Consider the following 14,388-nt stretch of genomic DNA (forward strand, 5'->3'; position numbering starts at 1 on the left):
TCGTCGCTGGATACCTGAGGAGTCGTTTGCACTATGGCCGATGAAATCTATTTGGCGCGCCTGGAAGAAATTGTCACGGAGCTAGGCAATAGTATTAAGGATTTCGAGAATGCGTCTGACTTTGCCAAGGGCATGGCCGGCTCAGTGGGAGACCCGATGGGCAAAGGCGATCTGAAAGACCGAGTCAAGGACTTCGAAGACAACTGGAACGATACCCGAGATGACCTCCTCAAGAATCTTGAAGGAGTGCATACCGGCTTGAAGGACATCAAGGATGGATTCGAAGAGTGGGATCTGGAAACGAAGAAGGCCTTCTTGAATTCACGTGCTTCCGATGCCCCCAAAGAAGCTAAGTAAACTGAGAGAGTTGACGACATGACCTTGGAATCGCCAAAGGGTACAACCCTGCAGCTCATCGACGGAAATCCTGATGACCTGCTCCGGAGCGCCAAGGACTTGATCACCTCGGGCGAGGAGATGGAACGCTCTGCGGCCAGGCTGGAAGACATCAGTAACGGGACGTCGGATCTGAAGTCTGAAGCTATCGCCAAGCTGCGTGAGAACGCTGGAGACGTATTTCCCGAGTTGCGCAAGGCGGCCATCCGATACGACGGCACAGGCCAGGCCCTGAAGAAATATTCCTATGCTTTGGACCGGGTCCAAGGCGCGCTCCAAATGTGCACCGCTGAGGGCGGAGTGGATTCGTACACGACCTTGAACGCGCTGATCACGGACATCGAGGATGTGCACCAGAGCGTGCAAACCAAGAGAAGCCAAGAAGACACCGCCGAAGGCGCGGTAGATGATGCCGACGGATTCCTCGGCTTCAGCGAAGGGACCGACGAGGAAAAAGCGGAAGCCAAAAGCGACCTGACAGAAGCAACCGCTGCGCGCGAAGAAGCCGAAGAAGAACTGCGTGAGCTGTGGGGCAAATTCGACGGTCGCGTTTCCTATTGGGAAGATGCCTACGATGAGGCAGTCGGCGAAATCGAGGATGCCTTCAAAGCCGCGGACAACGATGACAAGTTCCTCTCCACCCTGGGTTCGGTTCTAGGCTGGATTGCCTTGGGCGTGGGTATTGCGGCCTTGTTCATCACTTCGCCGGTGTGGGGACCGATCGCATCAGCAATTGCGGTGATCGCTGCCGTTGCCGTGGTGGCAATCGAGGTCATCAAGATGGTCCAAGGCGATGGCGACTGGACCAGTTTGCTGATAGCGGTAGTCGGAATTATCCCCTTCGGCCGTTTTGCTGGAAAAGCCTTCTCCGGCTTAAGCAAGGCATTTCCCTCGGGGATCAAGGCAGGATCCAAAGCGGGACCTCGGAACATCATCAAGGCCTTTAGCAAAACGCGTTCCAGCACGGGGCGCGGCATTGTCAGGTCTTCCATCAAGTCGGGCACTAAGCGCCCACCGAAAACTACGATCCGTGGAAACCGTCCGACCAAAGCCAAGATCCGGCGAAATAACCGCAAGATCGAGCAAAAGTACCAGCAGACCGTTTCCGGCAAGACCAACAAGTATTTGGATGGCTTCAACAAGGAATTCAAAGGCGACTGGAAGACATACGTTAAGTACATCTCGGAGGGAAGCGCAACAAAGCATCGCGAAATGGCTGCCTACATACTGAAGAACCCTGATGACATGGGTCCTCAGGCCAGAGCCTGGGCGGAAAAGATTGCGAAGCACGGGAACTGGGAAGACCGGGGCAACGTCATAGTAACCGCGCCTCCTAGCCTCTGGGACCTGACTCGCGAGAAGTAGCTTCGGCGCGGAGCAATCCGTAAAGTGAACATCCGAGCTACACATTGAATTGGCGGGAGAAACGATGAGCGCAACACCACCAGCGTCGATGGCGCGTCCCCGAGGCATCGGATACAGCTTGCTGTATCCGGCAGGTTGGCGCGAATTCAACAGCAGTGTGGAGCACGAGCAGGCTTTGACGAAGCTGGTGACTGCTGAGCCCAAGGCACTTGGGCGCGCAGACCTGGTATTGATGCTTCGACGGCAAATGCACCAGACATTCGAGTACTTGAGGCGCCGTGGATCACTTGGCTTCGCAATGCCGGTAGAGAAACTTGCCGAGGGGGGAATGCCGGTTTCCGTGATCATGACCCCACTCAAGGTGGGATCCTCCGGCACTCTGCTGGAAGCTGCGCGAAAGGCCGCAGGCGGCAACCAGATCGAAATCGAAGACGCCGACGGAGCAGACTGGTACCTCTGGTCTTCCGTAGAGCAAGCCGCCGAATCCCCAGAGCTCAAGAACAATGGCCTGAACATGGTTGTTCCTCGTCCGTTGCCAGATGGAACCATCGATCCGGATCCAAAAGCCGGATTGTGGCTGCTTTATTCCTACGCGCACGTTGAGTCGGAGAATGGTGAGGCATTCTCCGAAGGATTAAAGTCGTTGGGCTTGTCGATACTGGGAACTTTCAAGTGGGTGCCAATTCAGTGACAACATACGAGATTGAACCGGATCTGGAAATTTGGATTCCGGTACCTCGCTCATTTCCTGAAGATAGTTGGGATACGGCAGAGCAATGGGCACAAGACCTTGCGGAATTGGCCATCCCGGAAGATCTTGAGCTGCGGAAGGTCTATGAGCAGCTTGCTTTGGACGTGGCGAACAACCAAATAGCCGAAGCCGAGCATACGCTCTGGTATTCGCCTGAAGATGGACACGCACTGGGCACTGCCCATTTGATAGTTCTGGATGACGACCCTGCCTTGAGTTTGGAGGAACTGGCCCAGCCGGACTACGAATCGGCGGCACCGGTCCAGATGAGCGAATACCACTCGGAGTCACTTGGACAGATCATCCAATTGGCGTCCGTCATCGCGCTGGATGGGCAGCAGGAAGGAAACGGATCAGCAGTGCTGCCGGCCATCGGGCATGTCAGAACCGTAGCGCGGGGACATGGACTGCTCTTCCTGCTCGAGGCGTTCGACTCCGACCTCTCGACTTTGAATTTCATGATGGACCCGATGATCGATCTTTTCGATGCGGTGATCTTCGACAACGTTGACCATGAAAGCGAATTAGGCAGCATATGAAGACCTCTAGATCCAGATTGCCCGAGCACAATGAATTCGTGGCGTCCTCGCTGTATTTCTATCCGCGGATTGACAAGGGCTTCAGCCTGTTGGCTATTGGAATGATCCTCTTATTGATGGGCATCTACCTGATTGCCAACGACTTGCCGGAAACCTCAAGCTATCTTGCTCAAATTGTCCTTCAGGGTATCCCCACCGTAGTGGGCTCCATACTGCTGATCTTCGGCGCCGTCGCACTTGCCAGCGCAGTGAAGGGTGCCGGTAGAAAAGCGGCCGATGCCATCGATCTGAAGGTCAAGGCCAGTGGCCTAACAGTTCGCGGTGGGCACAAGATCGCTTGGGCTTCGATTGCTTCGGTCATGGGCGTCGAGCACGTCAACAATGCGAAGGTCCAAGTCCTATGGGATCGAGCGGACCTGAACCGGACATTAGAGATTTATTTGCACGAACCCGTGGAGGGTCAACCAGGAAAATTCAGGGAAGGAAAGCCCTATATTCAGGTGTCCCTCCGCCATTATCCTGCCGTAGAGTACCGCGCCCTTTACGAAAAGATAATAGACCAATTCGAGAATCGTGGCATCCCTCTCGCATTCGAGGCTAAACCTACTCAGTTCTGATTCAAGCGGCTACGCCAAATGACGTGCAAGAGGCGCCGCCTCCCCGGGAATTCATGCGGGGTGGCGGCGCCTCTATTCGTGTACGCCCAGTATGGGTATTTGCTTCCGGGGCTAATGTCCACTGGAAGAGAAGGTTCAACTCCTATTTGGAGCAACTGCGTCGCTGAAAGGCGGGGTGGGAAGGAAGCCGGAGACAAGACCACGCACTGAGGAACATGAATCACATGAGCGGCATGCTTGCCGGCGGTAAGCCAGCAGGCGGTGGTGAAGCCAGTTCCGCCAGATTTGTTCCATTGCCAATCGACGGGGATGACTATTAGCCGGAAGCTCCCTGGTCTTGGCGACTAGGGGTAGGCGACGGTTGCGTCAGATTCGTTGGGTAGTGCCAGAGCGTTCCCGGACCCAGGTGACGAACCTTCGCCGTTCGGTTGATGCGGAGGATAAAGCCCCCCAGTGGGGGGAATCGTTGGTTCGAGTACTGGCGTAACCCGAAATTTCCGGTCTTGCATCGTGATTGCCAACCCGGTATTGGGAAGGTTTGGGCATGGTGTTCTTTTGACGTGCTCGGGGTCGTTTTCAGCGACTTGGCGAAGCGCCGGATGCGTGCCCGCATGCCCGGTGGTGCGAGAGGCGGAGGCCAGGCATCCCCGCCTGCTCGATGGCCTGTGGCCTATTGCTCTGCGAACGCAGGGAAGGGCAAGGTTCACGGGATTTAGCAGGCGATGGAACTTTCCTGGTGCACCTGAGCATGGAAGTATCGAACTGTATCCGTCGGTACCATCTAGATGGCACGTGCGACTCAGCTGATCTGCTTGCTTTCAGGCGTTTGGCAGGATATGAAGCGACAGCGAAGTCGGGTGCTCGGCAGAGAAATGAACAGTGTTTTCAGCGATGAGCTTTTCACTATCGATGGCTGCGGAACCTCCAGTATTCGGATTGATGTCGAACCGGGGGAAATTGCTTGAAGAGACGTCTAACCGAATACGGTGGCCGGCGGCGAACAGGTTTGCTGTCGACGGCGCAGCGACCGTTACCCGGTAGACCTGTCCTTGCTGCATCAACTCCGGATCTTTGTACGAATCCCGGTAACGCACCCGCATGATTCCCTCGGTAAGATTCATGGCGAATCCGTTCGGAAAATCTGCGCTAGGCGGGTACTCATCGATCAGCTTGATGGTCAAGTCGGTATCAGGTGCAGATGACGACAGGTATATTTCGGCAGTGACGTCGCCCGCGATACTCACGGCAGTGTCGAGCACAGCCGATCGGAATACTAAGACATCGGCACGATCGGCCAGGCTGACGGGGACAGAGTCGCGCGCTCCTGCCGGTGCCACCTGGTCGTATGCTCCGCCTCGCATGAGCGGTTCGCCGCTGGTTACTTGGCCGCCCACGGTCGGTGCAGGATCACGGGGATCGAAAATCAGCGTTGAATGGGCCTGGCCCGAGAACGGGTCCGCTCGCATGTCACCGCCCGGGTGCAAGTACATGGTTGTCCTCGCCGAAGTCTCTGGCGGCCAGGTCGCTGCGTGCTTCCACTGTCCACCGTGCAACAGGCGGCCTTCGTCAGTTGCCGTCCCAGGACCGCCTCCCATCATGAAGTACGTGACCTTGTGGCGCGGAGTTGCATTCCTAGCCCGGCCGAGCACCGCATCCATCCAGTCGGCCCGGAAGTGCAGGTAAGACGGTGCGAGGTTACCGTCGAAGTAGCCCCCGGTTCCGAAATCCACGTCTCCGGCATAATTCTGGCACCGCTTGCCATGCGTCCAAGGGCCCAGGAGCAGATACGCTGGACTGCTTTTCAGGGAAGATAGCTGCTGGAAGTTCTCAATGGCTGAGGAAATATATGGATCGTACCAGCTGGAGATATGGAAGGACGGCACGTCGGGAAAGCGATCATAATACCCGCGAGCATAGATTGCCGGGTGGCTCCAGTACTCCCCGAATGACTCGCGGGACCACTGGTCAAGCAGGTAGCTTTCGTAACTGGGAGCCAGGCTCAGGGGGGACTTGCCAGGGCTCCAAGGGGTCTGTTCAAACCATTCAGCCAAATCCACCTTGGCCAGGCCCGCGGCGATCTCGGGGCTGCTGGCGGCCTCTGGACTTCTGGCCGCGTGGCGGAACGCCCAGGTAGCCTGTTTCAGTTCGAAGGCACCGCCCATCCTCATGCCCACTTCGTAGGCTGAAGAGAAGCCGCCAGAGTCCATGAACATGCCTGCAAGCGATTCGGGAGACAACGCCGCTACTGCCGTCTGCGCGTGGGCAGAATAGGAAACGCCATTCATGAGCACACGCCCATCGCACCATGGCTGGTCGCGTATCCAAGCGATGGTATCGAAACCATCGCGTCCCTCATTGAAGTACTTTACGAATTCGCCGCCTGAACGACCTCTGCCACGGCAATCCTGTCGGACTACAACGTAGCCCCGGCTAATGAAGAATTCGGCAATCTCTTCCGGCATGGGAACGGGGTTATGGCGAACAGACTGGTCGGAATCCCTTCTGGCTCGCTTACCGTAGGGTGTGCGTTCCAGAATCACGGGGAGCGGCCCTTCATGTTGGCTGTTCCGGTAAACATCCGTGGCCAACTGGACGCCATCGGCTAGAGCAACCATGTACTCCTGGACTTCCACGGCAACTTCTGGAATTGGTGTCATATCACCAGTTCGGATCGACAAGGCTCACTCTTTTCGCGTTCTATGCTGATCAAAATTGCGTGCTTGACCGGCGACTATTTATCTACAATCGAAGATATCCGTGGTCGAGGTAGTCCATGAGACAATTGGCGCAAGTTAGCCAAATGTTTGTTGTTCACAGGACGTGGGGAGGGAAGAATGTCTATTGCCTTGCAGTTTTCGGGCTTCAACCCCAGTAACCTCAAAGTGGCGAGTTCACCGCTGGCAGAGCTGATGGCGCTGCTGCATGTATGGGCGGAGCCCGATCACCATCTTGAATTCTCCGATGCTGTCCAGGCTCTCGCCAGCGGCGTGGATGAACCCTTGATCAGCGAGTTCCAGGCGCTTTCACCGTTGTGGGCACGATTCAGGGCTCGATTCTTTTTCCCGCTGAGTTTGCAGCCCGGTTCCCTGTTCGATCGCGAGCTGGCCGCTCTGGCAGCAATGCCGGTGAATGCCTTCGCAGGAATGGCAGCTGAGGCGCTGAAGGGGTTTAGTCAAGTGCAAGCTATGGCTATCGATGTGCTTGGCGATAGCCAGGCCCAGCGAGAATTTCTGGATTCCTGTCGGTCACGCTCTGCGAGCCGCTTTGAACTGGCGGAACAACTGGTGAACGATCCGCAAAAATTCAGGAGCCGGATTATTCGATTCTGCATAGAGTGCTGGAACTCTTTCTTCGCGGCGGAGTGGGAAAGCCTATACCAGGAGGCAAGTGGTTCCGCCGCTCAACTGACAATGAAGTTTAAGCGCTCTGAGCCGACTTCCGTGATTGCAGAAGTAGGCGCCACAGCGAAAGCTTTCCCTGGCGTTGCTGAGGTGCGTTTCGATAAACTCCAGCAACGCAGCGTGCCCCTGGCACACAGGGAACTCCTGATGATCCCGTCGAAATGGATAGGGAATCATCTTACGGTCAAGGATCACCCCGGCTACCCGGTAGTTGTCCACTTCCCTATGCAACGGGACAGGGATCCTATTCTCAAGATCACGCAGGTCCGCGAGCGGCTCCGAGCGTTGAGCGCCGATTCCCGGATGGAATTGTTCCGCCATATTTCGGCTGAACCAATGACGACGTCGGAACTTGCATCGCGCATGGGACAACCCGCGGCGCAGATCTCCCGTTCCTTGCGAGTTCTGCGCGAGGCTGACCTGGTCGTTTCGGAGCGCAAAGGGAAGCTTGTGTATCACCGGATAGATACCAAGACGGTCCTCAGCCTTGGGCCGGATCTCTTGTCCACACTGACCCGGTGACCGGTGGCCGGGCGGATTGCCATGGCTAAAGGGCGGCTAACGATTGTCTGAAATTGGTTAATCATCCTCACATAGCTCAACATCTGTAATAGAAATCACTAGTGGGCGATCCGCCCCATCGTTACCGAGCGCAATGGGAGCTTGGCACGGACCCGCTACTGGAGGAACCATGACTATCACTGAGTCCATAACCCGAAAAGAGCCGCTGGGAATCAGATTCCTGGCGCGACTCGAACGCGCGGGCAACGCCTTGCCGCATCCGTTTTGGCTGTTTTGGATCTTGTTCGCGGTTCTGGCGGTAGCCAGCTGGATTCTTTCTCGTACAGGGGTCGAAGTTGTTGACCCAGCAACAGGCGACACGGTAGGGGTCAACAGTGCGTTGTCGGTTGGTGCCATAAGGGATCTGCTAACTGGCGCTGAGGAATCGTTCGTCACCTTCGGTCCGCTGGGCACAGTGCTGATCGTGATGCTGGGTGTTGCTGTCGCCGACAGATCCGGGCTCTTCGAAGTGATGGCACGACGTGCATTGAGCAACGTGTCGCCGCGGTACGTCGTCTTCGCCGTGGCTTTAGGCGGCGCCCTATCCAAGTTCCTCTCGGACTCCGCTTATGTAGTACTGATTCCCTTGGGTGCGGTGGCCTTCAAAGCGGTGGGCCGCTCGCCGATGCTTGGCATGATCGTCGCATTCGTATCGATTAACGCAGCCGGCGACGCCAATCCGTTGATTGCTCCCGGCGACGTCGTATTCGCCAAAGTGGCGACGGAAGCCGCACAAATCATCGACCCGGCAACCACGGTTCGTGCGACGGATAATATGTACTTCACGACGGTTTCGGCGTTGGTCCTGGCGGTCACGGTCACCGTGGTTACGGAGCTGATTCTGAAACGGCGGGAAGGAACGCTTGTCGTCGAAGCTACCGAGGTGCCGCCAGGCGACAGCCGGGCAGCGGGACTGCGCCTGACCGATGTGGCCGAGCGTCGTGGCCTTCGCACCACTGGTGTGGTGGCATTGGTTTTCGTGGCCGTGCTGGCTGTGGCAGTAGCGATTCCGGCGTCACCGCTGCGAGGCGAGAACGGCGAGTTCCTTGAGTCGCCATTCTTGAACGGAATAGCATTCTTCCTGTCCTTGTTCTTCCTGGCCATCGGGACAGCTTTTGCCAAGAGCTCTGGTCAGCTGGCGTCCAATGCGGACATTCCCCAGTTCATGGCCGACGGAGTACGTGCCATCGCGCCATTGATTGTCCTGTTCTTCGCGGTGTCGCAATTCCTGGCCCTGTTCAAGTACACGAAAATCAGCACCGTGGTCGCAGTAATGGGCTCCGATACGATCAAGGGGCTGGGGATCAACACGGTCGGGCTGTTCCTGATCGTCGTGTTGGGCGTTGCGACCTTGAACCTGCTGATTACTTCAGGGCAAGCGTTGTGGGCACTGGTGGCACCGGTAATCGTCCCCATGATGATGCTATTGGGCACCAATCCGGCGACGACCATGGCGCTTTATCGGATTGCGGATTCCTGCACCAATTCCATTACTCCGATGAGTACCAGTTTCGTGCTCTGCGTTGGGTATCTGCAGACCTTGAACAAGAAGGCCGGCATAGGAACATTGATCTCCTTTACCCTGCCTTGCGCCGTGATCATGTTCGTGGTTTGGCTGGCACTTTTCTTGGCATGGTGGGCGCTGGGCATCCCGTTGGGCCCGGGTGCCCCCGTTCGCTAATACAGGGGCATGGAATTGCAGCGCTGAGAAGCAAATTCGAATTGAAGCTGCTACGGATGCCCAGTATTAAAAAGTTCCGCCCCGGATCGCTCCGGGGCGGAACTCGTTTAAGCCGTCGTTCGGGAAGCTTGCGCCACCGGATTACTTCTTCAAGTGGTCAACCAGCTGCGAAGCGATGCCATTGTAGCTGCCCGGGGTCAGCGACTGCAGGCGGGTTTCGGCTTCAGCCGACAGGCCCAGTTCGCCAACGAATTCCTTCAGGCGGGCCGCATCCACGCGGTGGCCGCGGGTCAGGTCCTTCAGGCGCTCGTACGGGTTATCCATGCCTTCGACACCGGCGATAGCCTCGGCGCGCATGACCATCTGGATGGCCTCTGCAAGGACCTCCCAGTTGTGGTCCAAGTCGTCAGCCAGCACGGCTTCGGCGACAGACAGTCGATCCAAGCCCTTGGCAACGTTGGAGATCGCCAAAACCGAGTGGCCGATAGCGGTACCGATGTTGCGCTGCGAAGAGGAGTCGGTCAGGTCGCGCTGCCAGCGGCTGGTGACCAGGGTGGAACCCAGGGTGTTCAGCAGGCCGTTGGAGATCTCCAGGTTAGCTTCAGCGTTCTCGAAGCGGATCGGGTTGACCTTGTGCGGCATGGTCGAGGATCCGGTGGCGCCGGCCACTGGGATCTGCGCGAAGTAGCCGATGGAGATGTAGCTCCAGACATCGGTGCACAGGTTGTGCAGAATGCTGTTGAAGCGTGCAATGTCTGCGTAGACCTCTGCCTGCCAGTCGTGGGATTCGATCTGGGTGGTCAGCGGGTTCCAGGTCAGGCCCAGGTGCTCAACGAAACCCTTGGAGATCTGCTGCCAGTCAGCGGTAGGGACCGAAGCGTAGTGGGCAGCATAGGTGCCGGTAGCGCCGTTGATCTTGCCCAGGTACTCGGTCTTCTCGACGCGGTCCAGCTGGCGGGTCAGGCGCCACGCCAGAACTGCCAGTTCCTTGCCCAAGGTAGTTGGGGTGGCTGGCTGCCCGTGGGTGCGCGAGAGCATCGGCACGTCGCGGGAGTCCTCGGCCATCTTGGCCAGCTGTGCCACCAGGTCGCGGGATGCCGGCAGCCATACCTGCTGCACGCCACCCTGGACGCCCAGAGCGTAGGACAGATTGTTGATGTCTTCAGAGGTGCAACCGAAATGCACCAGCGGCTTGAGGTTGCCAATGCCGATCGCTTCCAGGCGGTTAGCGATGTAGTACTCGACAGCCTTCACATCGTGAACGGTGACAGCTTCGATCTCTGCCAGTTCCTTCACGGAATCAGCGTTGAAATCGGTGACGATCTTGCGCAGTGCTGCCTTCTGTTCCGCAGAAAGCGGGGAGGTGCCTGGAAGAACGGAGTTATCGGTCAGGTGGATCAGCCATTCAACTTCAACGTGAACGCGATCGCGGTTCAAAGCCGCTTCGGAAAGGTAGTCGACCAGCGGTGCCACGGCGCTGCGGTAGCGTCCGTCGAGGGCAGTCAAAGCCAGTGGTTCATTAGCAAGGGAAGTGCGCGCAATCTCAGCCATACTCATATTCTTCCATCCTCGGCGCTACATCACATCTTTTACTTCACTGCTGTTTCCACAACCGGTCGCCAAACGTGCTGGTGCCCCATTGTTGCTGTCCATGATGGTGGACAAATTCTCAAGGATGCGGAGCAAGGAAATGATGTTTCAAGCGACGCTGCTGACGGTGGCAAGTCAGCTCGATGACGCCCAGAAAACCACTAAGTTTGCCATCGCACAGTTGGGTTCAATCCGGGCATTGACTTGGAATTCAAAGGCTGGCAAGGCGTTTCTAGACAATGTTGAGGAGCTGAGCCAGCGACTGGAAATGCTCAATGGCGAGCTGAACAACGCTGAAGAGTACTTGGGGGTTGCCATGCGTGAGATCCAAAACCTCGAAGCGCAAATCATGAACCAGAGAATGGCTTCGTAGCCATGGGATATGAAGTCAATTACAACGAGCCGGATTACGCCCAGGCAGGGGAAATCTGCCAGCGGGTTGCTCGCGACATCAATGGCATATCCGACGCTTTACTCAGGGCCGCGCAGGCTGCGGACAGTTGCCAGGGGGACCTGAATCTGCAGTGCATGGCGGCAGGCATTGAAGCCAGGGGCTATGGCATCGGGCATCTAGGCGATTTGATCAGAGACAGCTATCAGCAGGCCAGGGAAGGCGAAATCACAGCGTTCGAACTTACCGGAAAGGTCTCTGCGGCCATGCGGAATTATGAGGTTGCCGAAGCCGCAGTTGAACGGATGATGCTCGTAAGCACCAGCGCAGTACTGGTCGGGGACTTCATATCCAAGACCCGCGATAACGGCTGGCGTCCGCCGAGGGAAAGCATGGAGACCTTTTTGCGCTTGCTGATGTCCTACATCCCGCACTGGCCCTTGGCGCCGAATATGACCTTGACCGAGCAAATCGAAGGTACCGCCAAGTCGCTGTCGCGGATTATGCGGCTGCTGGGGTCAAACCGGAATACCGAAATAGAGCTCGCAGGGCAAGATCCAGCTCAGACGGTTGAACTGGATGGCAAGATGAGAAGCTATTTCCAGCTGCACGAAAAGCTGGAGGGCGAAGGCACGGAGAACAACGGAAAGATCATGATCGTCGAAGCTGACGATGATACTTATATCGCGCTCTTTCCGGGGACGCAGGATGACGCCGAAGTTCCTTCGCCTTTTGGCCCGGAAGGCATCGCTGACGGCTTCGGGGTGGAATCCGAGAATTTTGTGGAACCGCTCGATGAAGCATTAAGGCTCAGCGGAGCGAAAGAGGGCGATGAAGTAATCCTCTCCGGCTACTCGCAAGGAGGCATTCACGTAGCCCAGCTGACGAAGAACAAGTTCTTGAAGCGCAAGTACAAGCTGAACAAGGTGCTGACCCTTGGTTCTCCCATCGGCACTATTGATCTGCCAGAGGATATCCGCAGCCTATCCGTAGAAGACCGAAAAGATATGGTGCCCGGCACCGATGGCGGACCCAATCCCCGCAAGGGCGAGCATTACACCACCACTTTCCCAGGTCCGCGCGAGCACATGCAGGACATCTTGCCCGAAGACGGGCTCTTTGGCCCGTCGCATCATCTCAAGAATTACGGTGACCACCTCCTGGAACTCGATGAGGACCCGAAACTGGAAATCAGAGAGCATCTGAAGCAGTTCTACCTTCCCGAATCCCCGCTGAAAATCCGCATGTTCAAGCTGGAGCGCAAGCAAAAAGAACGTCCGCCCTTGAAGGAAGAAGACAAGGAGCGGCTCAAGCACATGGCACCACGCCACTAAAGCGCTCAAGAACTGCAACCAGCCGGCCGGATCAGCATCACCGGGTATCACCGTGCTGATGAATGGTGCTGTGGATCAGGGCAGAAGATGGGACGCTGATCGGGGGCGGCGAATCGGATATTAACGAAAGAGGACGGCACCTGTCGGATGCCGTCCTCTTCTTGTACTGCGTCGAATACCGCTTACTCGTTCTCGCTCTTGACGAACAATCCGAGGACCGCAGAGACGATGGAGATGATAATCGTACCGGCGATGGCATCCCACCAGAACTGCTCGATGACCAGTTCAATCGGGGTGAAGGTCGTCAGCCATGAAGTCAGCAGGAGCATCAGGGCGTTAATCACGATAGTGAACAAGCCCAAGGTGAGGCAGGTGATTGGCAAGGAGAACAGCTTGACGATCGGACGGACCAAGGCGTTGACCAATCCGAAGATTGCGCCAACCGCCAAATAGGCGATGACCGTGCTTACTGCACCTTCGCCGGCCGCGACGATCTTGAGGCCGGGCACAATCCAGACGGCGGCGGCGAGGGCAAGCGCATTGACGATGACTCGAATCAGAAAGCTCATGCCTTAACTTTGGCATAGAAATCTGGGATTAGGATGAACCGGAGATATCGCTAAACCCTTAGTGAGGGCTAGGCTTTGAGGTATGACTGAGAACCCGGTGACCCAAGATCAGGTGCAGCCACGCTCTGTAGTTGCACGTTTGCCCAAATACGCTGCGGGCAAGCCGCCTGCCCCTATTGAAGGCGCGAGAGCTTACAAGCTGTCATCGAATGAAATTCCCTTCGGTCCCTTGGACGCTGTGCATCGGGCGGTCGTGGAGCAGTCCAGCCTGAATCGCTACCCTGATCCGCTATCGACCAAGCTGCGCGAAGCACTTTCCGAGTACTTGGACGTTCCTGCGGAAGACATCGTGACCGGGGCCGGTTCCCTTGGCGCGTTGGTGCAGATCCTGAACGCTTTCGCGGGCCAGAACGAAGACGGCATCCAGGATGAAGTCATCTATGCGTGGCGTTCCTTCGAGGCCTACCCAATCCTCGTGCAGACTGCCGGTGCGCTGCCCGTTGAAATCCCGTTGCTGGAAGACGGGCGCCACGATCTGGAATCCATGATCGCAGCGGTGAACGAGAATACTTCAGTCATCTTGCTGTGCACACCGAATAACCCCACCGGTCCGGTACTCAGCCAGGCCGAAGTCGATGACTTCCTGGCACGGGTTCCGAAGAACGTGCTGGTTGTCCTGGATGAGGCCTACACCGAGTTCGTCCGCGACGAGAAATCGGTGGATGGCATCCATACCTACAACGAGAACGAAAATGTGGTTCTCCTGCGCACTTTCTCGAAGGCTCACGGCCTGGCGAATCTCAGGGTGGGCTACTCGGTGGCTCACCCGGAGATCACCGATAACATCCGCGTAGTGGCCACCCCGTTTGCCGTCTCCAGCGTGGCCGAGGATGCCGCGGTCGCTTCGCTGGCCCACATCGACCAGGTGCTTGAGCGCGTTGAGGGCTTGGTCATGGAACGCGAACGAGTTGCCTCGGCCCTGTCCGGGCAGGGCTGGAAGATTCCTTCCACCCAGGCGAACTTCGTGTGGCTTCCGCTGGGCGAAAATACCGATGAGTTCGTCGAGCGGGCAAACGCCGTGGCGCTGTCGGTGCGCGGCTTCTCGAACGAAGGAGTGCGCGTCTCCATCGGCGAAGTTGAAGCAAACGATCGTTTTATTGAACTGTGCAAGGAATCACTAGACCTGGCATAGG

13 protein-coding genes are annotated in these 14,388 nt (G+C 57.0%); 10 read left to right on the forward strand and 3 right to left on the reverse strand.

Translation table 11 applies throughout. The annotated features are described in order from the left end of the window. The first annotated feature begins 33 nt into the window (after positions 1-33). The 5 genes from ACIOJF_RS09895 (at position 34) to ACIOJF_RS09915 (ending at position 3,668) form a co-directional block, all read left to right on the forward strand. Positions 34-357 carry a hypothetical protein gene (locus ACIOJF_RS09895; protein ID WP_105656206.1) on the forward strand — a complete coding sequence of 108 codons (324 nt, stop codon included), beginning with the start codon at positions 34-36 and terminating at the stop codon, positions 355-357. Between the two features lie 18 nt (positions 358-375). Next, positions 376-1,761, forward strand: a complete 1,386-nt coding sequence (locus ACIOJF_RS09900) for a hypothetical protein (RefSeq protein ID WP_402741593.1) — start codon at positions 376-378, stop codon at positions 1,759-1,761. Positions 1,762-1,825: 64 nt separating this feature from the next. Next, entirely contained in the window at positions 1,826-2,452 is a 627-nt protein-coding gene (locus ACIOJF_RS09905) for a hypothetical protein (protein ID WP_402735092.1), read from the forward strand. Next, a complete protein-coding gene (locus tag ACIOJF_RS09910; protein WP_402735093.1) occupies positions 2,449-3,051 on the forward strand; it encodes a hypothetical protein in 603 nt (200 codons plus the stop codon). Before ACIOJF_RS09905 ends, ACIOJF_RS09910 begins: the two co-directional genes overlap by 4 nt. A 38-nt stretch (positions 3,052-3,089) precedes the next feature. Further along, on the forward strand, positions 3,090-3,668 hold the full coding sequence (locus tag ACIOJF_RS09915) for a hypothetical protein (RefSeq protein ID WP_388023338.1): 579 nt from the start codon (positions 3,090-3,092) through the stop codon (positions 3,666-3,668). A gap of 818 nt (positions 3,669-4,486) precedes the next feature. Here the strand turns inward: ACIOJF_RS09915 and ACIOJF_RS09920 are convergent. Further along, positions 4,487-6,301, reverse strand: a complete 1,815-nt coding sequence (locus ACIOJF_RS09920) for a CocE/NonD family hydrolase (protein ID WP_402741594.1) — start codon at positions 6,299-6,301, stop codon at positions 4,487-4,489. A gap of 201 nt (positions 6,302-6,502) precedes the next feature. Here ACIOJF_RS09920 and ACIOJF_RS09925 point away from each other — a divergent pair, with 201 nt between their 5' ends. Beyond that, positions 6,503-7,591 carry a DUF5937 family protein gene (locus ACIOJF_RS09925; RefSeq protein WP_402741595.1) on the forward strand — a complete coding sequence of 363 codons (1,089 nt, stop codon included), beginning with the start codon at positions 6,503-6,505 and terminating at the stop codon, positions 7,589-7,591. A gap of 169 nt (positions 7,592-7,760) precedes the next feature. Then, entirely contained in the window at positions 7,761-9,311 is a 1,551-nt protein-coding gene (locus ACIOJF_RS09930; protein ID WP_402741596.1) for an AbgT family transporter, read from the forward strand. Positions 9,312-9,452: 141 nt separating this feature from the next. Here ACIOJF_RS09930 and purB read toward each other — a convergent pair whose 3' ends face one another. Further along, positions 9,453-10,862: an adenylosuccinate lyase gene (gene purB, locus ACIOJF_RS09935; protein ID WP_402741597.1), complete on the reverse strand. Its 1,410-nt coding sequence runs from the start codon at positions 10,860-10,862 to the stop codon at positions 9,453-9,455. Here purB and ACIOJF_RS09940 point away from each other — a divergent pair. Both ACIOJF_RS09940 and ACIOJF_RS09945 read left to right on the forward strand, forming a co-directional pair. Further along, a complete protein-coding gene (locus ACIOJF_RS09940; protein ID WP_133834095.1) occupies positions 10,843-11,274 on the forward strand; it encodes a hypothetical protein in 432 nt (143 codons plus the stop codon). The genes purB and ACIOJF_RS09940 overlap by 20 nt on opposite strands. A gap of 2 nt (positions 11,275-11,276) precedes the next feature. Further along, on the forward strand, positions 11,277-12,626 hold the full coding sequence (locus ACIOJF_RS09945; RefSeq protein WP_332489308.1) for a hypothetical protein: 1,350 nt from the start codon (positions 11,277-11,279) through the stop codon (positions 12,624-12,626). A gap of 182 nt (positions 12,627-12,808) precedes the next feature. Here the strand turns inward: ACIOJF_RS09945 and ACIOJF_RS09950 are convergent, their stop codons facing one another. Beyond that, complete coding sequence (locus tag ACIOJF_RS09950) at positions 12,809-13,195, reverse strand: phage holin family protein (protein WP_105656214.1); 387 nt, start codon at positions 13,193-13,195, stop codon at positions 12,809-12,811. 82 nt (positions 13,196-13,277) lie between these two features. On the opposite strand from ACIOJF_RS09950, the gene ACIOJF_RS09955 reads away from it, so the two are divergent. Beyond that, positions 13,278-14,387, forward strand: coding sequence for a histidinol-phosphate transaminase (locus ACIOJF_RS09955; protein WP_332489307.1), 1,110 nt, complete (start codon positions 13,278-13,280; stop codon positions 14,385-14,387). The last annotated feature ends 1 nt before the right edge of the window (position 14,388 follow it).

This window comes from Glutamicibacter sp. NPDC087831 (assembly GCF_044742845.1).
In the GTDB taxonomy this organism is placed as follows: Bacteria; Actinomycetota; Actinomycetes; order Actinomycetales; family Micrococcaceae; genus Glutamicibacter.

Coding starts and splice junctions, on each gene's coding strand:
- ACIOJF_RS09895 (WP_105656206.1), top strand. CDS start 34: ATGGCCGATGAAATCTATTTGGCGCGCCTGGAAGAAATTGTCACGGAG.
- ACIOJF_RS09900 (WP_402741593.1), top strand. CDS start 376: ATGACCTTGGAATCGCCAAAGGGTACAACCCTGCAGCTCATCGACGGA.
- ACIOJF_RS09905 (WP_402735092.1), top strand. CDS start 1,826: ATGAGCGCAACACCACCAGCGTCGATGGCGCGTCCCCGAGGCATCGGA.
- ACIOJF_RS09925 (WP_402741595.1), top strand. CDS start 6,503: ATGTCTATTGCCTTGCAGTTTTCGGGCTTCAACCCCAGTAACCTCAAA.
- ACIOJF_RS09930 (WP_402741596.1), top strand. CDS start 7,761: ATGACTATCACTGAGTCCATAACCCGAAAAGAGCCGCTGGGAATCAGA.
- purB (WP_402741597.1), bottom strand. CDS start 10,862: ATGGCTGAGATTGCGCGCACTTCCCTTGCTAATGAACCACTGGCTTTG.
- ACIOJF_RS09945 (WP_332489308.1), top strand. CDS start 11,277: ATGGGATATGAAGTCAATTACAACGAGCCGGATTACGCCCAGGCAGGG.
- ACIOJF_RS09950 (WP_105656214.1), bottom strand. CDS start 13,195: ATGAGCTTTCTGATTCGAGTCATCGTCAATGCGCTTGCCCTCGCCGCC.
- ACIOJF_RS09955 (WP_332489307.1), top strand. CDS start 13,278: ATGACTGAGAACCCGGTGACCCAAGATCAGGTGCAGCCACGCTCTGTA.